Source organism: Clostridium sp. AF21-20LB, from assembly GCF_003478795.1.
GTDB classification, from domain to species: domain Bacteria; phylum Bacillota; class Clostridia; order Lachnospirales; family Lachnospiraceae; genus Otoolea; species Otoolea fessa.
Genome location: NZ_QUGD01000013.1, coordinates 1 through 18,975 on the forward strand (window position 1 = coordinate 1; position 18,975 = coordinate 18,975).

The 18,975-nt window shown below is 49.4% G+C and carries 19 protein-coding genes, 1 tRNA gene and 1 pseudogene; 4 read left to right on the forward strand and 17 right to left on the reverse strand.

From position 1 onward, the window contains the following. Positions 1-183 precede the first annotated feature (183 nt). The 10 genes and pseudogenes from DWX76_RS08210 to DWX76_RS08240 form a co-directional block, all read right to left on the reverse strand. Positions 184-891, reverse strand: a complete 708-nt coding sequence (locus tag DWX76_RS08210) for an FCD domain-containing protein (protein WP_118570480.1) — start codon at positions 889-891, stop codon at positions 184-186. A 258-nt stretch (positions 892-1,149) separates the two neighbouring features. Continuing rightward, complete coding sequence (locus tag DWX76_RS08215) at positions 1,150-2,838, reverse strand: peptide ABC transporter substrate-binding protein (RefSeq protein WP_243022497.1); 1,689 nt, start codon at positions 2,836-2,838, stop codon at positions 1,150-1,152. A 192-nt stretch (positions 2,839-3,030) separates the two neighbouring features. Beyond that, positions 3,031-3,969 (reverse strand): ABC transporter ATP-binding protein, encoded by a 939-nt coding sequence (locus DWX76_RS08220; RefSeq protein ID WP_022359121.1) that lies wholly within the window; start codon positions 3,967-3,969, stop codon positions 3,031-3,033. Then, positions 3,966-5,044: pseudogene (locus DWX76_RS08225) on the reverse strand (ABC transporter ATP-binding protein). Before DWX76_RS08225 ends, DWX76_RS08220 begins: the two are co-directional and overlap by 4 nt. 11 nt (positions 5,045-5,055) lie before the next feature. Continuing rightward, complete coding sequence (locus tag DWX76_RS14390; protein ID WP_243022498.1) at positions 5,056-5,436, reverse strand: ABC transporter permease; 381 nt, start codon at positions 5,434-5,436, stop codon at positions 5,056-5,058. Between the two features lie 20 nt (positions 5,437-5,456). Next, the gene (locus DWX76_RS14395) at positions 5,457-6,179 is read right to left on the reverse strand and encodes a hypothetical protein (RefSeq protein ID WP_243022499.1); all 723 of its coding nucleotides are present in this window, start codon (positions 6,177-6,179) and stop codon (positions 5,457-5,459) included. Between the two features lie 11 nt (positions 6,180-6,190). Continuing rightward, on the reverse strand, positions 6,191-6,679 hold the full coding sequence (locus DWX76_RS14400) for an ABC transporter permease (RefSeq protein WP_243015327.1): 489 nt from the start codon (positions 6,677-6,679) through the stop codon (positions 6,191-6,193). Continuing rightward, positions 6,568-7,125: an ABC transporter permease gene (locus DWX76_RS14405; RefSeq protein WP_243015326.1), complete on the reverse strand. Its 558-nt coding sequence runs from the start codon at positions 7,123-7,125 to the stop codon at positions 6,568-6,570. The genes DWX76_RS14400 and DWX76_RS14405 overlap by 112 nt, the downstream gene beginning before the upstream one ends. A gap of 106 nt (positions 7,126-7,231) precedes the next feature. Further along, a complete protein-coding gene (locus tag DWX76_RS14410; RefSeq protein ID WP_243022500.1) occupies positions 7,232-7,393 on the reverse strand; it encodes a hypothetical protein in 162 nt (53 codons plus the stop codon). Next, positions 7,378-9,174: a beta-L-arabinofuranosidase domain-containing protein gene (locus DWX76_RS08240; protein WP_243022501.1), complete on the reverse strand. Its 1,797-nt coding sequence runs from the start codon at positions 9,172-9,174 to the stop codon at positions 7,378-7,380. The genes DWX76_RS14410 and DWX76_RS08240 overlap by 16 nt, the downstream gene beginning before the upstream one ends. Before the next feature lie 449 nt (positions 9,175-9,623). On the opposite strand from DWX76_RS08240, the gene DWX76_RS08245 reads away from it, so the two are divergent. Further along, positions 9,624-10,541: an AraC family transcriptional regulator gene (locus DWX76_RS08245; protein ID WP_117796802.1), complete on the forward strand. Its 918-nt coding sequence runs from the start codon at positions 9,624-9,626 to the stop codon at positions 10,539-10,541. 215 nt (positions 10,542-10,756) lie between these two features. Then, positions 10,757-10,996: a helix-turn-helix domain-containing protein gene (locus DWX76_RS08250; RefSeq protein ID WP_022359127.1), complete on the forward strand. Its 240-nt coding sequence runs from the start codon at positions 10,757-10,759 to the stop codon at positions 10,994-10,996. 195 nt (positions 10,997-11,191) lie between these two features. On the opposite strand, the gene DWX76_RS13970 is transcribed toward DWX76_RS08250, so the two are convergent. From DWX76_RS13970 to nrdD, 4 genes are all read right to left on the reverse strand, one after another. Further along, on the reverse strand, positions 11,192-11,359 hold the full coding sequence (locus DWX76_RS13970) for a hypothetical protein (protein WP_182429761.1): 168 nt from the start codon (positions 11,357-11,359) through the stop codon (positions 11,192-11,194). 191 nt (positions 11,360-11,550) lie between these two features. Next, on the reverse strand, positions 11,551-12,165 hold the full coding sequence (locus DWX76_RS08260; RefSeq protein WP_118570482.1) for a hypothetical protein: 615 nt from the start codon (positions 12,163-12,165) through the stop codon (positions 11,551-11,553). A gap of 207 nt (positions 12,166-12,372) precedes the next feature. Continuing rightward, the gene (nrdG, locus tag DWX76_RS08265; protein WP_118522276.1) at positions 12,373-12,870 is read right to left on the reverse strand and encodes an anaerobic ribonucleoside-triphosphate reductase activating protein; all 498 of its coding nucleotides are present in this window, start codon (positions 12,868-12,870) and stop codon (positions 12,373-12,375) included. A gap of 47 nt (positions 12,871-12,917) precedes the next feature. Further along, positions 12,918-15,107 (reverse strand): anaerobic ribonucleoside-triphosphate reductase, encoded by a 2,190-nt coding sequence (nrdD, locus tag DWX76_RS08270; RefSeq protein ID WP_117796798.1) that lies wholly within the window; start codon positions 15,105-15,107, stop codon positions 12,918-12,920. A gap of 734 nt (positions 15,108-15,841) precedes the next feature. Between nrdD and DWX76_RS08275 the strand changes: the two genes are divergently transcribed. Beyond that, positions 15,842-15,914, forward strand: a tRNA-Lys gene (locus DWX76_RS08275). Positions 15,915-16,173: 259 nt separating this feature from the next. On the opposite strand, the gene trxA is transcribed toward DWX76_RS08275, so the two are convergent. The 3 genes from trxA to trmB all read right to left on the reverse strand — a co-directional run bounded on the left by trxA (position 16,174) and on the right by trmB (position 17,398). Continuing rightward, positions 16,174-16,491, reverse strand: a complete 318-nt coding sequence (trxA, locus tag DWX76_RS08280) for a thioredoxin (protein ID WP_117796797.1) — start codon at positions 16,489-16,491, stop codon at positions 16,174-16,176. Between the two features lie 61 nt (positions 16,492-16,552). Then, positions 16,553-16,696, reverse strand: coding sequence for a hypothetical protein (locus DWX76_RS13975; RefSeq protein WP_181986257.1), 144 nt, complete (start codon positions 16,694-16,696; stop codon positions 16,553-16,555). A gap of 66 nt (positions 16,697-16,762) precedes the next feature. Beyond that, entirely contained in the window at positions 16,763-17,398 is a 636-nt protein-coding gene (gene trmB / locus DWX76_RS08285; RefSeq protein ID WP_118570483.1) for a tRNA (guanosine(46)-N7)-methyltransferase TrmB, read from the reverse strand. A gap of 576 nt (positions 17,399-17,974) precedes the next feature. On the opposite strand from trmB, the gene DWX76_RS08295 reads away from it, so the two are divergent. Continuing rightward, positions 17,975-18,877 (forward strand): SH3 domain-containing protein, encoded by a 903-nt coding sequence (locus tag DWX76_RS08295; protein ID WP_118570485.1) that lies wholly within the window; start codon positions 17,975-17,977, stop codon positions 18,875-18,877. Positions 18,878-18,975 lie beyond the last annotated feature (98 nt).

Here is an 18,975-nt window from a genome sequence, read left to right on the forward strand (position 1 = left end):
TCCTCACATTTTTAAGTATCTTTTTTTCATTTTCTTTTTCTGTTTTAAATTTTATTCTGCAAACCATTATTTTTTATTTCAGATAACGCAAGCATATTTAAGAACAGAATTCATGCACATACAAATTCCGCATCGAAAATGTGATTTGCATAAATTTTTTCTTATTTATAATCCGTACAAATCCTACTTTCTCCCCGCAAAATACGCCTGCAGGTTCTCCCCTACATGCTCCAGATGCCGCTCCATCTCCCGGCGCGCCAGCGCCCCGTCTCCGGCTTCGATCGCTGCCAGAAGGCTTTCGTGTTCATTTTCCCGGACTTCATCAGAGCGGACTGCCGCCTGGTTGAAGCGCGCATACGCGTCCTGATCGGTCAGGATGAGCTTTAACATCCGCAGGATAGACGGACTGCCTGAGAGATGCGCGATCTTCAGATGGAACGCCAGATCCTCCTCGCTTCCCGCCCTTCCATGGCGGATTGCATAGAGATAGTCTGCCTGCAGATCTTTTAATTTCTGCAATTCCTTCGGATCAATCCGCTCTGCACACGCCTCCGCCGCATATCCCTCCAGGAGTTTCCGCACTAAAAGAATATCCTCCAGACCGCTTTCTGTCTCCATCGACGCCGCCTCGATAAGCTCATTCGCCGCCTTCATCTTCTCCCGGCGTGACCGTTCTTCTTCCAGAAAGCGTTCGCCCTGCGGCGTCAGGATCCGCCCCTTATTCTGCACCTTGACAAGCAGCCCTGCTTTCTCCAAATCCAGAAGCTCCCGCCCGATGCTGGCGGACGGAAGATGCAGGATCTGCGCCAGCTGGAGCGCTCCCGCCGGGGTGTTTAATTCCTGCATGGCTGTCAGTATTTCAAAGCTGCTGTTTCGTTTTTTCCCTGCCATCTTTCCACCTCAATACTCTGTACTATTTCTATGATTGTATCATCATTTCCGATTCGTGTAAATCATCCCTTACTGTATCGTACGGAATTTTCAGTTCAGAAAATTCCCACCTGTGAACCGTTACAAGCAGGCTGCAGTTTGACAGCGAAAATGCCATAAAATAACAAAAAAAAGCGAACCGCAGGGTACATTTTCTCACTCTGCGGTCCGCTTTGAATCTAAAATCATTTCAGATTTTGATCCATCTGTTTTTATTTATTACTTTTTATCTACATTGATGAACAGATAAGGAAGTCCTACGGAGTAATACTGGATACCGCTTACATCCGGATTGGTCATAACAGCTACAGACTGTCCGTAAATCGGGAACAGAACACACTGATCTGCCAGTGTCTTCTCACAGCCAACTAAAGCCTCCCAACGAGCATCCTGGTCGAGTGCCAGATCGCCCTTCTTTGCGGACTGGATGGTTGCATCGTAGTCTGCATCGGAGAACTGGGAGTAGTTGGTAGAGCTGCCGGTTACCCACATATCCAGATCGGTCATCGGATCTGCGTAGTCCGGACCCCAGCGGGTAAGACCAATATCATATTCACCTTTCTGCATGTATTCCAGACGGGCTTTCTTCGGAAGTACCTGAAGTTCGATGGTCAGACCCGGCAGGTTGTTCTGCCACTCGCTCTGTAAGAACTGTGCAACAGCCTGTGCAGAATCAGTATCTTCACACATTAAAGTGAAGGATAAGGAATCTTTGCCAAGCTCGCCAAGGCCTGTCTTCCACAGCTCTTTTGCTGCCTCTACATCGTAGGTCCAGCTGTCATATGCGCTGCCTGCTGCCTCACGGAAATCTTCGCCCTTTTCATTGGTTGCAAGGCCCTGCGGTACGAAGTAATCCATCGGTGTGGAACCATCCTTCAGAACACGGGTTGTGATCGCTTCTTTGTCATACGATTTTGCCAGTGCCTTACGGATATTTACATTGTCAAGCCCCTCTTTCTTCATGTTCGGGGTCAGATACCAGTTGTAACCGTCACTTCTGGTGGAAAATCTCGGATCATCCTCATACTGCTCTACCAGGTTACCGCTTAAGGTTACAACGTCCAGATCGCCATTCTCAAAAGAAAGGGCTGCTGTCTGGCTGTCGGTAATGATCGAGAACTCAACACCATCCAGTTTGACATCGGATGCACCGAAGAACTGATCATTCTTTACTAATTCTACCTTCATGGCAGACGGCTCATAGGAAGATACCTTGAACGGACCATCTGCTAACAGGGTATCTGCGGAAGTTGCAAAGTTGCCGCCGCAGCTCTCTACAAATTTCTGATTTAAAGGCAGGAAGCATGCGCCGGATGCCATCAGGTAATCAAAGATAGCACACGGGGAGCTTAAAGTTACGACTAATGTCTTATCGTCCGCTGCCTCTACCCCCAGTTCCTCAACCGGTTTTTCACCTGTTGTTACCTCTTCTGCATTTGCGATGCAGGCAGTTGTGATAAAGAACTGGTAATCACTTGCAGTTGCCGGATCGGCTACTCGTCTCCATGCGTAAACGAAATCGTTTGCCGTTACCGGATCGCCGTTGGACCATTTTGCGTCGTCACGGATCTTGAAGGTCAGGGTCAAACCATCCTCGGACTTCTCCTCACTCTCCGCCACGCCATAAACCGGAGCACCTGACTCATCCTTGGTCATCAGACCCATCATAAACTGGGAGATAACACCACTGGATGTGTAGTCGTTGGAAAGTGCCGGATCCAGGGAGTCTACCAGAGTGCTTGCCTGATAGCGAAGCACCTTGCCGCCCTCAGCCGAGCTGCCGCCCTCTTCGCTTCCAGATTCAGCCGCTGCTGTCTCTGTTGTCTGGGTCGAGCCGCCGCAGCCTGCCAAAAGTCCAGCAAACATGGCAGAAGCCAGCGTCCACGCCATTACTTTTCTTAGCTTCATAATACTTCCTCCTTTTTTGTTTTTTAATAAAACCAAACCATTCCCGTTTCATGCTGCATTTCCTGGTCCCGGCTGTCTATCCTCAGTTGTCTGCTGGTTCGGCTCATCTATAAAATCACCCGCTAAACAGGTCATTTTATCACATTTATTATGGTTGATTTTGTGCCGGAATGCATCGGCTTTCTTTTAAATCTACACCCATTTTTCCAAATCTGCATCGGTTCCGCGCACAAAATGTGTGCCCTCAATCTGATGCATCGTACCTGCGCCGTAATCCAGACCGCTCGTCTTATAATCATAGTGCAGTGCAATCCGGCTGCGCTCTACCACCGGGTTCGGGTTCGGGATCGCCGAAATCAGGCTTCGGGTGTACGGATGTACCGGATGGGAGAAGATCTCCTCCGTCGTGCCCGTCTCCAGAAGGTAGCCCAGATGAAGAACGCCGATGCGGTCGGAAATATATTTAACCATCGAGAGGTCGTGGGCGATGAAGAGATATGCAAGCCCCGTCTCGTCCTGGATGTCCTTCATCAAGTTGACAACCTGCGCCTGAATGGACATATCGAGCGCCGAGATACACTCATCGGCAATGATCAGCTTCGGATTCATGACAAGCGCCCGGGCGATGCCGACACGCTGCCGCTGACCACCGGAAAACTGATGCGGGTACCGGTTTGCATGTTCCGGCGCCAGACCTACCTTGTGGAGGATGTCTGCCACCATCTCGGTCCGCTCTTTCTGGGAATGGTACCGGTGATGGATATCCAGCCCCTGTGCAATGATATCCGCTACTTTCTGGCGCGGATTTAAACATGCCATCGGATCCTGGAAAATCATCTGCATATCACTTCTGAGTCTCGCCTCTGTCTGGCGGCTCATTTTTCCGGAAATATCCATCCCGTCAAAGGTAATTTGTCCTGCGGTCGGATCGTAAAGGCGGATCAGCGCCCGCCCGATCGTCGTCTTTCCCGATCCGGATTCCCCCACAAGACCATAGGTCTCGCCCGGATTGATATAAAAACTGACATCCTCAACCGCTTTTACGGTAAATTTCCGGCTGACCGGAAAGTATTGCTTGAGTCCTTTTACTTCCAGAAGGGGCTTTTTGTTTGTCTCTGTCACTGTACTCATGCGATTCCCCCCTCTTTCTTCATTCTCTCAATTCGATCCCGAAGCTCCGGCGGCATATCGACCTTCGGCGCCTTCGGATGCAGCAGCCATGTCGCGGCGCTGTGCGTCTCCGATATCTTGAACATCGGCGGCTCCAGACGACTGTCAATGTTTAACGCATATTTATTCCGCGGTGCAAACGCATCGCCCGTTACCTTGTGAAGCAGGTTTGGCGGGCTGCCCGGGATTGTGTAAAGACGTTCGTCATCCGTTCCCAGATCTGGCATCGCGGAGAGAAGTCCCCATGTGTACGGGTGGCGCGGATCGTAGAATACATCCTCGACCGTGCCGCTCTCGACGATCTTGCCTGCATACATGACGTTGACATAATCGGCAACCTTCGCAACGACGCCAGATCGTGCGTGATATAGATAACCGACAGCTGCCGTTTTTTCTGAATCTCCTGAATCAGTTCCAGAATCTTCGACTGAATCGTAACGTCCAGCGCCGTCGTCGGCTCGTCGCAGATTAAAAGCTCCGGATCGCACGCCAGTGCGATCGCAATGACGATTCTCTGGCGCATACCACCGGAGAGCTGGTGCGGATAGTTTTTGATTCGCTTCTCCGCGTCGGTGATGCCGACCAGCTTCATCAGCTCCAGCGCCTTCTTATATGCCTCTTCCTTCGGTGTATGGTAATGCCAGATCATGCCTTCCATGATCTGTTTCCCAACCGGCATCAGCGGGTTTAAGGAGGTCATCGGATCCTGGAAGACCATCGCGATCCGTTTTCCGTTGATATGGCGGCGGATTTCCTCTTTTTTCATCTGCAGAATTTCTCTGGTGACCCGTTCCTCCGGGTTACGGTAATAGGAAAATGTGATCTGTCCGCGGTCGATTGTTCCGTTCTTTGCCAGGATTCCCATGATCGCCTTCGCAGAAACCGATTTACCGGAACCGGATTCCCCAACGATCGCGACCGTCTCGCCCCGGTTTACCGTCAGGTTGACGCCCCGGACGGCATTGACCACTCCGGCTGTCGTTTCGAAGGAAATGTCCAGATTCCGCACTCGTAAAATTTCTTCTTTTTTCTCCATGCCATTTCCTCCTACATATCCTTCATCTTCGGATCCAATGCATCACGCAGACCATCCGCCAGCATGTTAAAGCACAGCATCAGAAGTCCCATGACAATTAACGGGAACACGATCATGTACGGATGGCTTGTAAAGTTCTGATATCCACTCGAAATCAGGGAACCCAGCGAAGCCATCGGCTCCGGCACACCCAGACCAATAAAGGCTAAGAATGCCTCGGTAAAGATTGCGTGGGGGATCGAGAACATCGTCTGTGTAATCAGAGGACCAAAAATATTTGGTAAAATCTCTTTGAAAATGATGCGGAAGCTCTTTGCTCCCAACGTCCGGGAAGCAAGCACATATTCCTGCTCTTTCAGCTTTAATACCTCCGCGCGGGCGATTCGGCTCATGCCCAGCCACCCGGAAAACATCAGGCGAACGTAATGGACATAAGCCCCGGTTTCATAACTAACAAAAGCAGGGTAACCGTGATCAGGTACGGAATACTGTTTAGTATCTCGACGATACGCTGCATGATCATATCGACTTTTCCGCCGAAATATCCGGATACAAGTCCATACGTCAGACCAAACGCAAGGTCGATGAATACCGCCAGAACCGCTACATAGAGGCTGATCCGCGTTCCGCTCCAGGTCCTGGTCCAGAGGTCGCGTCCCAGCGAATCGGAACCAAACCAGTAGTAGGTATCGGTCAGATCGTTGCTCTCATAATAGTTGATTTCTTTACTTCCGGTGGATGTACGGATCGTCTCAGAACCATCTAAGATACCCATATTTTCCAGTCCCGGCACTCTCGGCGCCATGTTCTGGTTGGTAATAATCTGCTGATCGTAGGTAAACTGGTTCATGTGAGGTCCGACAAGCGCCATCACAATCAGAAACAGAATACAGACAAAGCTGAACATTGCGCCCTTATTTTTCTTAAACCGTGCAATTGCCTCTTTCCAGTAGCTCTGGCTTGCAAAGTTTGTATCGACATGTTCAAAGCCATCTTTGTGCTGGAATTCAAAATCATCGTCCAGAAATTCGATCTGGCTTAAATATTCTTCGGGTGATAACACATGCTCCCGAACGGAAGCCGCATCCCCGCCTGTCATTTTCTCATCTGTCTTTTCGTCACTCCGTTTTTTCATGCCATCACCTCTCAATCCGATTTCTTCGCCAGACGGATTCTCGGGTCAATAATTCCGTACAGGACGTCAACCACCAGCATCAGGACAATGTACATGACACTGTAGATAAATGCCAGCGAAATCGTCACGTTGTAATCGTTGGACTGAATCGCTGCAATCATTAAGCTTCCGATGCCCGGAATCGAGAAGATCTTCTCGATAACCAGGGAACCAATCATCAGATCGACAACCAACGGCGCCAGTACCGTAATGATCGGGATCAGCGCGTTTCGAAGTGCATGGCGCACCAGAAGCGGGCGTCCCGTGATTCCCTTGCTCTCCGCAAGCAGCATGTAGTCGCTGTCCAGCACCTCCAGAAGGGAGGTTCTCGTAAATCGAGCCACCGTCGCTACCGTAAACATCGACAGCGCCAGCATCGGCATGATCGACGATGCGAAGAACTTCTTGCCGTCAAACAGAAGCGGCAGCCACTGTGCCTTGTAGCCGATGAAATATGCCATAACCAATGCAAAAACATAGGACGGAAGCTGACGCCCAGAACTGAAATCACAGTACAGATGGTATCAAGCCAGCTGTTTTTCTTGAGCGCTGCCAGAATACCTAAAATCAGTCCGACTACCGCACCGAAGGAAACTGCCTCCAGTCCGATTCCAAAGCTGACCGGCACACGGTTCTTTAACAGAACCGAGATGGAGGTATCCTTGGAGATAACATACGATACACCAAAATCGCCCTGCAGCAGGTTCTTCACATACGTGAAAAACTGTACGATCAACGGTTTGTCCAGTCCATATTTCTTCGACATCATCGCAATCTGATCCGCGGTCAGCTTTTCATCGTTGAACGGAGATCCCGGCATCAGCTGCAGCAGCATAAAAAGTACCAGGATGATGATCAGAAGCGTGACAAGAGAAATCATGATACGTTTTCCGATATATTTCTTCATGTCCGTACTCCCTTCTTTCTTAATATAATACGTCTCTCTCCTTCTCTTATAGCCCGGATATTCTTTCAACTCCGAAGTATAAAATAAGACAAACGGTTTTATCTCTCTATTCCTGCATCCACACGCGCATATGCGTCATGCCACGGTTGCACCATGCATAGTACGGAATTGCCTGCAGGGTTACCATCTCCTCCGGTGCTGCATCTTCTGCATAAAGCGCCGGATTAACCGCCGTTTTCTTCCGGCAGCCCGTCACGCGCAGCGCCACGATACCTTCCAGCAGATCCGCCTGATACGGAAGCGCTCAATCTTCGCCTCCCGCGGAATCCGCAGTGTCTGAAGATCCTCTCCGTTGTCCACGCCCTCAAAGGTGTAGATGATTGGTCCGCGTCTGAGTGCCACGCATCCGGCATCCGCCCGCACCATCGGGTGTGCATAGACCCGCTCCGGCTCCATCTCCATCTCGCAGGAAACAGTATCACCAGGCTGCCAGCTTCTCTGGATCATCCAGTAGCCCTTGTCTGTCTTGACTGCCCCGGAAACCGGTATGCCATTGACCTTCACCTGCATCTGATGGCACCAGCCCGGATAACGGACTGCCAAAGTAAATTCTGCTCCCGCCTGCTCCGGTTCTACCGTGTAGGTAACGGAGCCGTTCCACGGATATTTCGATGTAAGCGCTATCTTCACGCCGCCCGCTGTTTCAAAGGTAGCCGTTCCCCCGACAAACAGGTGGGAATAGATCGTATCTTCACTTGAAGACCATACATAGGAACCAAGTGAGGTCATCAGACGCGCCAGGTTCGGAGGACAGCATGCACAGTCATACCAGCCGATCCGCTCCGGTGTGTATTCTTCTTCGCCATATGCGTTGGTCGGCATGCCCGGATTGGCTTCAAGCTGATTGATATAAAAGAATTTCGTTCCGTCTAACTGCATGCCGCTGATAGTTCCGTTGTAAATCTCCCGCTCCAGAATATCTGCATACCGCGCGTCCGGATCCGCCTCCAGCATCTGTTTCGCGAAGAAGCAGACCCCCACCGCCGCACACGTTTCCGCGTAAGCGGTGTCATTCGGCAAATCATAATCCACGGTAAATGCCTCGCCGTAATAGGTGGAACCGATTCCACCCGTTATGTACATCCGCCGGTCTACCATGTTGTCCCACATCTTCCGGCAGGCTGCCATCAGCGCCTCATCATGATTCTGCGCTGCCAGGTTTGCCGCCGCCGTCAGAAGATACATACAGCGGACCGCGTGTCCTTCCACCGTATCCTGCTCACGCACCGGCTTGTGATTCTGCATGTAGGACGGCGGCTGCTTGTCCATGTAATCGGTGCGGCTCCAGCTTCTAGCCGCCGCTTCTTTATGGAAGAACTCCGGATCCCGTCCGCGCTCATCGATAAAATATGCCGCCAGCTTCCGGTATCTCTCTTCCCCGGTTGCCTGATAAAGCCGCATCAGCGCCAGCTCGATCTCCTCATGTCCCGGAATGCCGGTTACTTTGCCTGCTTCCCGTCCGAACCGCCGATCGATATGATCGCACAGCTTGCAGCAGATATCTAAAAGCTTCGTCTTTCCCGTCGCCTGATAGTACGCGACGCCTGCCTCCGTCATATGTCCGGCACAGTACATCTCATGGCAGTCCGTCAGGTTCTGCCACTTATGTTCCGGCTCCGCCGCAATGAAATAGGTATCCAGGTAGCCGTCCGGCTGCTGCGCCCGCCCGATCAGGTCGATGATCGCATCGGCACGCGCCTCCAGCTCTGGATTTGCCTCGACGGTCAGTGAGTACGCCACCGCCTCCAGCCATTTCGCCAGATCGCTGTCCTGAAATACACGCCCGTAATACGTTCCTTTCTCATCTCCCGCTGCAATGCGGAAGTTTTTAATCACATGGCTCTTTCGGATTCCGGACACCTCATCGTGAAGCACCCGTTCCTGATACGGAAGCATCGTGTGAATTACCACATTCTGTACCCGCGAAAAGAACGGGTCGTCTATCTTTACCTGTTTCAAATCAATGAAACTTGTCTCCTTTTTTATCATTCACAGAAAACCTCCTGATTTATTATTCACTTATCCGTAAGCGCCTATTAATAATCTGAAAAAGACTTCTTTTTTTGTATGTTTTCTTATAAGTATACCATTCAAATAGTAGAAAAGCGATCTAACACATTTTGCATATTATAGAAAAGAATACGCGCATTTTTATAGAACAAAATCAGCCTGATTTCATTCTTTCTTTTTCTCTGATTTTTCTTTATTTTTCATTCATCCCCTCTTATTTTCCCAAGTAGAGTGTTTTATTTCTGCAAATACAAGGGATTTTCCAAACAGATTCTTGCTGTTTTTCTCTCTATTTGATATAATAAAATTGATATTTTAAATTTGTTTAACAACCTGACAAAGTTGTCCTGTTTTTCGTTTGCTTCTCTGCGGTTCAGACAGGATTCCTGTTACGTGGCTGTTTTTATTTAAACGGGAGTACATACATCATGAATTTTATTAATTTAAACTGTCCGCCCCTTCCTTATTTTATCGTCGGAGGCGGATGTGTTTACCGCCCCGGCGATATCCATGAGCGCCGGACGATCCGAAATGTCTTTGATCTTATCTATGTTCACAGCGGAACTTTATATCTCGAACAGGATCCGTTCCGCGTTGAACTGAATGCCGGGCAGTTTTTTATCATTACCCCCGATACCCCGCACCGCGGCAGCCGCGTCTGCCAGGAAAAGACCACGACGAGCTGGGTGCATTTCTATACCAACGGCAAATACAGCCTGTCCGATGAATTTTACCCGGACAACGTAACCCGGCGCGCCGCGCCGAAATTTTACTATTCGCCGCAGAATTTCATTCTCTCCCTGCCGCGCACCGGCACCGTGCCGGAAGCCAACCGGGAGAAGCTGGAAAAGTACCTGCAGCGGATGAACCTGGTTTCTTTCAGCAAATACACACAGAAAAAGAGCTTTCCGTCCTCCGTGCGGACGCCGTTTGAGCTCCAGAATGATTTCATTGAATTTCTCCAGGTTCTCTATGCGCCGTACTGCTACAGCCGCGAGAAGGAAAGCATCGCCCGGACGCTGCGCGACTATCTGGATGCCCACTACACGGAGGAGATCTCCTTAAACGATCTGGCGCGCCAGTATTCCTACAGCCCGTCCCACTTAATCCGCAGCTTCCACCAGGCATACGGTGCCAGCCCGATGCAGTACCTGAAAAAACTACGCATCGAACACGCCTCCCAGCTTCTCCTCCACTCCGACGCCACGATCCAGTCGGTCGGTGAGATGGTAGGACTGCGGATCCCCTCCTATTTTATCCGCGTATTTAAGCAGGAGATCGGCATCACCCCGGCGCAGTACCGGATGTTTTACGCAGAAGAGAATGGGGGGAGTGAGGCGCCTTAGAGGCGATTCACAGCTGATGTTTTTTACTATCTATTTGTTTTCGTAAGAACTGTCATGAGCGTGGCAGTTCTTTTTTTTACACAAACCAGTGAACAGTTTTTTAATGTATCTATCAGTTTCTTTACATCAGCTATTGTTTAAGCCAGTTATCCGCACATTGAAAATCCTTTATATTTAATGTGACACTGTGTGTATACAAAGGAGGAAATTCCGAATTGAAAACTGTCACGATTAAACTTCGCATTCATAAACTTTTGGCTGAAAAGCGTCTGACGAAATACCGTTTTATCGCCATGACCGGGCTTGGCTATAAAAATGCCAGCCGAATTCTGGACAATGAAACTGAATCCATCCGCTTCAGCACCATCGCCCGCATCTGCTCCGCACTGGACTGTACGCCCGGCGATCTATTTGAAGTTCATGAGGAAGAAGATCCTTACGATGGAATGTATTAAACATTCGGAAACAAGTGATTTCATGTGCGGATCGCACGCCAAAAAAGAGCTGTCAACCGACGGTTTGCACCGGCTTTTGTGACAGCTCTTTTTGGTGATCCTATTTTTAAAAACAGAAGCGGTACCGCCTCTGAAAAGACAGTACCGCTTAACCTATCCGAATATTATATATAAGGTGTCCACCAGCAAGATACCTTACCAGTCATCCCGTCCATACTCTTCCCGCTCATCCAGGGCATCATCTACACCATCGGCATATTCTGAATCCCGGCGGTAGCGATCCCAGTCATAATCATCACCTTCCATAACATCATCATATCCTGCATCATACGCTGCATAGGGATTCTGGAGATTCTTTTGCACCGGTGGTATTCCCCTCTGCGCAGGTGTGTTTTTACGACTCCGTTGTTTCAGTTCCCACAAGGGATCCTCTTCTATCCGTTTAAGATATTCCTCATGGCTTCTGGATTCCTCTTCTTCTTTTTTCTTCTGTAATTCTATCAGCTCAGCCCGTTCTCTTTTTTTACGTTCCTCTTCTTCCCGTTTACTTTCTTCTATCTTCTCTGCCCTGTGCTGTTCACAGTATATGCCATCAAAGGCAGATTGTAACATCCTTCCTCCCAGCACTTATACGGATATAGCAGAACCACGAGAAGTCCACAGCCCATCGCACAGATAAGCAGCGTACAGAGAGTCTGGCGATGCTTTCCAAACCAGTTTTTCATTCCTGCTGCCAGACGGTTTTCTTTTTTCTCTGTTTCCTTCTCAGATTCAGGACTCTCTTCTTTCTTTTTCTTCCGGGACTCCATCCAAAAGGTCAGTTCGGCATCCAGCAAAAACAACGGTATCAGACATGTAAAGGTGCCAACAAACAGCATCAAAGCATTGCCCGAATCTCCATGCACGCTTCTCGCATACTGGTAATGGCACTCTTCGTCATACCAACTATACAGACTCCAGGCATATGCCCCCAGAATGCCGATCAGAACTATCCATTTTATCTGCTTTTCTTTCCGCAGGATTCTCATGACGAGAAGTGCTCCTGCCATCGCAAACAGGAAACCTATCTTTAGATACACCGGTGCCGCCACCAGAGAAATCCAGGCTGTATATACCGGATAAAAGACACCAATAACCACTATCACAATCATCAGAATTCCAGACTCCATAGCTATACCCCCTATTAAGTCCATCTTACCACAAATGCGGATGCTAGGTGGGTTATTTATGCCCCTTGAAGAAAATATCCACTTATGATAGCCTGCCCCGGATTACAAAGGCACGTATATGCTTGCTGTACCTCCCTTGTAATGCAAAAAGCTGCCGCAGATCAGAAAGTTTTTTCCGATCTGCAGCAGCTTTTTATCTCATTCTTATTATTTTCTTCCTATTCTCTTAAGCTCCAGAATCCTCTGGTTCCGGCTTCCGCGAAACTGCAGGGTCAGATCCTTCTCCGCTTCCACGAACTCTCCGTCCACCAGCACATCCACATAGGACAGCATCTCGTCTGTCACCTCTGTATGGACCACGCCGCCGGCTGCCAGATCCCGATCCCACAGATAGCCGCTGTAGCACCAGATATCCTTCTCCGGATACGTCTCGCGCACCTTCCGGAGTAAATGTACCAGTTCCATCTGGTTTTCTGGCTCAAACGGTTCTCCGCCAAGCAGCGTAAAGCCCTGTATATATCCCGGCTCCAATGCCGCTAAAATCTCTTTCTCCGTCTCTTCTGTATATAACTGTCCATATCGGAAATCCCACGTCTCCGCATTGAAACAGCCCTTGCAGTGATGGCGGCAGCCCGACACAAACAAGCTGACGCGCACGCCAGGACCGTTGGCAATATCATGCTTTTTGATGGTTCCGTAATACATATCTTCCTCCCCTAGACCAATGTACTCTCGGAGGCTTTCACCACATCCTACAGATGCAGCACCCGATCGCGGATCTCCTGGGTACGTCCCTGGTTCCAGAACTGGGTTCCGATGTAGCCGCAGGTACGGCGTGCGACAAAGAGCTTGTTCTGGTCGCGGTTGCCGCAGTTCGGGCACTCCCACACCAGCTTGCCAGCCTCATCCTCAACAATCTTGATCTCGCCGTCATAGCCACACTTCTCACAGAAATCACTCTTGGTGTTCAGCTCCGCATACATAATATTATTGTAGATAAACTGCATCACAGAGAGAACTGCCGGAATATTAGTCTGCATATTCGGCACCTCGATGTAGCTGATCGCACCGCCCGGGGAGAGCTTCTGAAACTCTGCCTCAAATTTCAGCTTACTGAACGCGTCAATCTTCTCGGATACGTGTACATGGTAGCTGTTCGTGATATAGTTCTTATCCGTAACGCCCGGAATGATACCGAAGCGCTTCTGCAGGCATTTTGCAAATTTATAAGTCGTAGACTCCATCGGCGTGCCGTATACAGAATAGCTGATGTTCTCCGCCTCTCTCCACTCTTTGCATTTATCATTCAGACGCTGCATAACTTTCAGTGCAAATGGCTTCGCCTCCGGATCGGTGTGGGATTTTCCTAACATCCGCATACACATCTCATACAGACCTGCATATCCCAGAGAAATCGTAGAATAGCCGTTGTACAGGAGTTTGTCGATCGTCTCACCCTTTTTCAGGCGGGCAAGCGCACCATTCTGCCACAGAATCGGCGCCACATCGGAGATCGTGCCGAGCAGCCTCTCATGACGGCAGCGGAGCGCACGATGGCACAGTTCCAGTCTCTCATCGAGAATCTGCCAGAAACGGTCCATATCTCCCTCCGAAGAACAAGCCACATCGACCAGGTTAATCGTGACAACACCCTGGTTGAAACGTCCATAGAATTTATGCTTGCCGTTCGGCAGCATCTGGGAATCCTCTACCGTCAGGAAAGAACGGCAGCCCATGCACGGGTAAACCTCGCCCTTCTTTAATTCTTTCATAATCTTAGCAGAAATGTAGTCCGGAACCATCCGTTTCGCGGTACATTTCGCTGCCAGCTCAGTCAGGTGCCAATATTTCGAACCTTCCGTAATATTGTCCTCATCCAGCACATAGATAAGCTTCGGGAACGCCGGTGTGATCCAGACGCCCTTTTCATTCTTGACGCCCTGCATTCTCTGCAGCATCACTTCCTCGATGATCATCGCAAGGTCATCTCTGGTCCGTCCCTCCGGAACCTCGTCCAGATACATAAATACCGTGACAAACGGAGCCTGTCCGTTACAGGTCATCAGGGTGATAAGCTGGTACTGGATCGTCTGGATGCCGCTCTTAACCTCCTCGCGCAGACGGCGTTCGGTCACGCGGTTGATGATATCCTCATCCAGTGCCTCGCCGCACTCGGTGCGCTCTGCAATCACGTTCTTGCGCAGCTTCTGACGGCTGATGTCCACAAACGGTGCCAGATGCGCCAGAGTAAAGGACTGTCCGCCATACTGGTTGCTGGCTACCTGCGCCACGATCTGGGTAGTCACGTTGCAGGCCGTAAAGAAACTGTGCGGCTTCTCGATCATCGTCTCACTGATCACAGTGCCATTCTGCAGCATATCCTCCAGATTGATCAGGTCGCAGTTGTGCTCCTTCTGTGCAAAATAGTCGGTATCATGGAAATGGATGATGCCTTCCTCATGCGCGCGGACGATCTCCTCCGGCAGCAGCACACGCTTGGATAAGTCCTTGCTGACCTCGCCCGCCATGTAGTCACGCTGGGTCGAGTTGATGACCGGGTTCTTGTTGGAGTTTTCCTGATTCACTTCTTCATTAATATGGTCCAAAAGTGCCAGGATGCCGTTATCGGTCGTGTTGGACTTGCGTTTTAACTCCCTGCGGTAGCGGTAGCGCACATATTTCTGTGCAACCTCATAACCACGCATCTCCATAATGCTGGTCTCTACCATATCCTGGATATCTTCCACATTCACCGCGTGCGGCATCTCCTGCACCTGCTCGGCGATCGTATCTGCAATCGCTTCAATCTGGTACGGGTTCATCTGGTGAATACGCTCCACATTGCCGTTTGCTTTCGTGATCGCATTTACGATCTTCGCCCGGTCAAAATGTACTTCTTCTCCATTTCGTTTGATTACATTGGTTGTTACTGTGTCTTCCATCCCTGTTCCCTCTCCTTACCCTTAAGCCCGTTTTATGACTTGTCTTCTATAATCTATAAATTGACTCGCCGGTTCCCGTTTCTGTGATTTCTCTTTCTACTTTTATGGCATACATCGAACATCCATCTGTATCCATTTCCCGTCCCCCAGCTTACTCTCATTTCCTCATTCATGAGAGCAACGCCTTCTTCTGACAGGCTATTTTTCATGTCCGGATGCCTTCACTGACAGGATTCTTTTCCGTTCCGACTTGTCTTACGATTGGCTTTATTTTTGATTTGTATTTAGGTAATTTTTAGAATTACACACAAAATATTGAACTCGTTTTCTTTCATAACACAATATATAGTGTGTTCGTCGTGACGTATTTAAGCATACACCAATTAGATTAAAAATGGAAGAGGATTCCCCTATATTTTTTCGAATCAGAATTTTGCACAAAAATCATTTTCTCCCTTTACAAACACCCAAATCTGTGATCCCCTTTCCACGACGTTCTTTCCAGACTTATCCACCGTCCCATGTGCAAAACCCACCTCGTCATTTCTCCCATGGCTGCATCCCATATACCTCTGAGTCTCCTTCGCCCATACCCTTATCTGTTTTAAAAATACCGAAAATAATGCTTTTTAAAATATTTTTAAAAATATTTAAAAAACTGTTGACATTTTATTCTGGATGGAGTAGAATAACACATGTCTTACGGATGAGGCATCCGCAAGAAAACAAAATAAGCGCCTTTAGCTCAGTTGGTAGAGCAGTAGACTCTTAATCTATTTGTCCAGGGTTCGAGTCCCTGAAGGCGCACTATCAAGTGCTTGTTTCGCAGACTGAGAGCTGTGGGGCAGGCACTTTGTGCGTTAGCAATGAGGCGTGCAAAGAAAAAAAGAGATGGCGGATGACGCGTTGTGCTTGCACATAAACAGCATCCGTTATCTCTTTTTTTCTTTATAGGCGAATGCCCGACAGCGAGGAAAAGCGCCAGCTTTTTCGAGCTGCCGCACGCCGGATTTCAAAGATGCGACTCTTTTCAAACTGCCCACGCCGGACTCCAAAGACGCAGCTTTTACAGCGCCCGCCCAATCGCCTTCTCCACTTCCTTCTTTGAACTAGCGCCGACTTCCTTGCTGAACACTTCCCCATTCCGGAAAATAATCATCGTCGGGATCGACATGATTTTATATTCAGCCATAACCTCCGGGTTCTCATCGACATTCAGCTTTCCGATCTTCACTCTTCCCTCATACTCGCTCGCCAGCTGCCCGATCACCGGCGCCATCATCTGGCACGGACCGCACCAGTCTGCGTAAAAATCAACCAGTACCGGAATCTCCGATTTCAGTACCTCCTCCTCAAAATTCGCGGTCGTAAACTTCATCTCCATCACTCATTTCCTCCTTTCGTTCTATCCATATAGGCAGTCAACAGAAATGCCCTGTTTCTCTTTACGACGGCTTCTTTTTACCGCCTCCCAGTGCCTTTGCTGCCTCTTCCATCGATTTTTTCCATTTTAATGCCTGTTTATTCAATTCCACTTTATCGCTGGTCGCCTGAATGAGTTTCCGTGTAATCTGCTTTTTAATATCCATTCCGCTATCCAATTTTTTCATTATAACTAATATATACAGCGAAATGCCTTTGCAGCACTCTTTTCCCTACCGCACCGCCACCAGCTTGCAGATCGGCTTGCCCTGCGCCGAGAACTTTGCCTCGTACTCGGTCATGACATTGCCCTCTGCCATCTTGCTGTGGTGCAGGTCACGAGTATATTCTGTGATGCGCCAGCCCGCCTCCGGAATCGCCTCCAGGGAATAGGAAAATAAATCCTGGTTGTCTGTCTTGAACTCGACTCTTCCATCCTTCTGGAGAATCTGATCGTACACTGCCATAAATGGCGGCGAGGTCAGTCTCCGTCTCGCATGGCGGTCTTTCGGCCACGGATCCGAAAAATTCAAATAAATCCGCTCTACTTCCCCCGGTCCAAAAATCTCTGCCAGTTCTCTGGCATCCTCACATAAGAAATAGACATTGGACAGTTCCATCTGTTCTCTCTTGCGGATCGCCTTTAAAAGAACCGTCGAATATTTCTCAATACCCACAAAATTCACATCCGGGTTGCGGGACGCCTGCTCCAAAATAAACTGACCTTTTCCCATTCCCACCTCGATACGGATCGGATGGTCATTTCCAAAAATCTGCTGCCAGGTTCCCTTCTTCTCCTTCGCCTCGTGAACCACGTGCGGGGTTTCTTCTATCATCTGCTCTGCGCCCGGTATATGGCGTAATCTCATCTTCGTTCCTCCTGCTGTCTACAATCTGCGCCGTCCCGGATAGACTTTCTTCCGTACCGTATCATTCCGTTGAGACGCCCCGGCTTACCCGCCGGATCTATCCTTATCTTACCATTGAAGCCCCCATTTCGCAAGCAAAGGTGCTCTATTTTCACACCATTTTACGATCCCCGTGTTACTGTTCACGCATACGTGCCCAGTAACGGAATTTGCCGTGGCTTCGCATTTAAATATGGCAAATTCCTGCTGCCCCCACGTTTTCTTGCGGCACTTTCGACTCCAAAAATGCCTGCCCATAAACAGCCTCCACTCTCCTCCATGCCGTCCTTTCTAATCCGTCCGACTTTGTGTCCTTTTCTTACAAATTTCATAACTTTTCCAATTTTTATCATTTTATAGATGAATAATTCAAGCGATTATATTATAATAATTTTAGAGCAAAACCAAACATACGGTCACGAAATGGCTGCCGTCTTTTCACCCGTTTGCCGGACATTCAAAAGCCAGGATCCGTCCGGGAACAGCCGCCGGCACGCCGGTTTCGGACCTGCATCATATACACAGGAGGATATGCCTATGGGAACAACAGCTAACACAGGTCAGAGCACCTGGGAACAGATCCACGGCGGGGTCCGCGAGACCGAGCGCCTGATCGGACAGAAGAATTATAACCTGGCGATGGTGAAAGCCTGCCAGACCCTTGAATACATGGTCAAATGCCTCTGCGAGCGGTATGGCATTCTGGAAACCGGTCTTCTGGAGATGATCGACGCCCTCTACAGCGCCGGAAAAATCAGCAAGACCACCTGCGAACATTACCACAAGATCCGCACGATCGGCAACAAGGCGATCCATGAGGGAGACAACAGCGCCTACAACGCCAATCAGGCGCATCACCTTCTGTCGCAGGAGGTCTACACCTTCGCAAATGACTACAATGACACAAAAAAATCCACCCGGGCTTCCCGAAGTGCAGCTCCAACCCCCGCTTCTTCCCGCCTTCGCGGGAACAGCCGACATTCCTCTGCCAGCTCTGGAAACGGAAAACCTGCCGGCACACGTTCCGGCAGCTCCGAGGGACGCCGTCCGCGCGCCTATGCAGGCGGTCCGTCTTTTGAATTTCGAAGCATTATTAAACCAGTGCTTCTGATTATTATTATCATCCTGCTGCTTTTGATCATCAAGATGATACGCCCTGCGACGGATGCCAAACCGGATTCTACTGCAGCCGTCAGCACCGAATCGCTGGCTCCAGAAACCGAGGCAGAGACCGTTGCCGCAGAATCGACCGTTTACCGGACCACCGACACAGTCAATGTCCGTCCGGAACCATCCACCGACACCGACAGGATTGGCGTTCTAGCACCAGATACCGATGTGGAATATCTCCGTGATTACGACGAAAAATGGGCAGTAATCAGCTACAACGGACAGGAAGCCTACGTTTCCAGAGACTTTATCCGGCAGGTTTCGCAGTAATCAGCCAAAAAAGGAACCATACATGCAGTGATTCTTCTCCCTGACATACATGGTTCCTTTTCATTTTCTTTGTACAATGGTTCATCACTTTCGCAATT

Excerpts from the sequence above, each read along its gene's own strand:
- DWX76_RS13975 (WP_181986257.1), bottom strand. The coding sequence starts at position 16,696 with ATGGATATTAAAAAGCAGATTACACGGAAACTCATTCAGGCGACCAGC.
- DWX76_RS08245 (WP_117796802.1), top strand. The coding sequence starts at position 9,624 with ATGAATTTTATTAATTTAAACTGTCCGCCCCTTCCTTATTTTATCGTC.
- DWX76_RS14395 (WP_243022499.1), bottom strand. The coding sequence starts at position 6,179 with ATGAAAAAACGGAGTGACGAAAAGACAGATGAGAAAATGACAGGCGGG.
- DWX76_RS14400 (WP_243015327.1), bottom strand. The coding sequence starts at position 6,679 with ATGGCATATTTCATCGGCTACAAGGCACAGTGGCTGCCGCTTCTGTTT.
- nrdD (WP_117796798.1), bottom strand. The coding sequence starts at position 15,107 with ATGGAAGACACAGTAACAACCAATGTAATCAAACGAAATGGAGAAGAA.
- trxA (WP_117796797.1), bottom strand. The coding sequence starts at position 16,491 with ATGGAGATGAAGTTTACGACCGCGAATTTTGAGGAGGAGGTACTGAAA.
- DWX76_RS08215 (WP_243022497.1), bottom strand. The coding sequence starts at position 2,838 with ATGAAGCTAAGAAAAGTAATGGCGTGGACGCTGGCTTCTGCCATGTTT.
- DWX76_RS08260 (WP_118570482.1), bottom strand. The coding sequence starts at position 12,165 with ATGGAGTCTGGAATTCTGATGATTGTGATAGTGGTTATTGGTGTCTTT.
- nrdG (WP_118522276.1), bottom strand. The coding sequence starts at position 12,870 with ATGTATTACGGAACCATCAAAAAGCATGATATTGCCAACGGTCCTGGC.
- DWX76_RS14390 (WP_243022498.1), bottom strand. The coding sequence starts at position 5,436 with ATGAGCCGAATCGCCCGCGCGGAGGTATTAAAGCTGAAAGAGCAGGAA.
- trmB (WP_118570483.1), bottom strand. The coding sequence starts at position 17,398 with ATGAGATTACGCCATATACCGGGCGCAGAGCAGATGATAGAAGAAACC.
- DWX76_RS08240 (WP_243022501.1), bottom strand. The coding sequence starts at position 9,174 with ATGATAAAAAAGGAGACAAGTTTCATTGATTTGAAACAGGTAAAGATA.
- DWX76_RS08295 (WP_118570485.1), top strand. The coding sequence starts at position 17,975 with ATGGGAACAACAGCTAACACAGGTCAGAGCACCTGGGAACAGATCCAC.
- DWX76_RS08220 (WP_022359121.1), bottom strand. The coding sequence starts at position 3,969 with ATGAGTACAGTGACAGAGACAAACAAAAAGCCCCTTCTGGAAGTAAAA.
- DWX76_RS14405 (WP_243015326.1), bottom strand. The coding sequence starts at position 7,125 with ATGAAGAAATATATCGGAAAACGTATCATGATTTCTCTTGTCACGCTT.
- DWX76_RS08210 (WP_118570480.1), bottom strand. The coding sequence starts at position 891 with ATGGCAGGGAAAAAACGAAACAGCAGCTTTGAAATACTGACAGCCATG.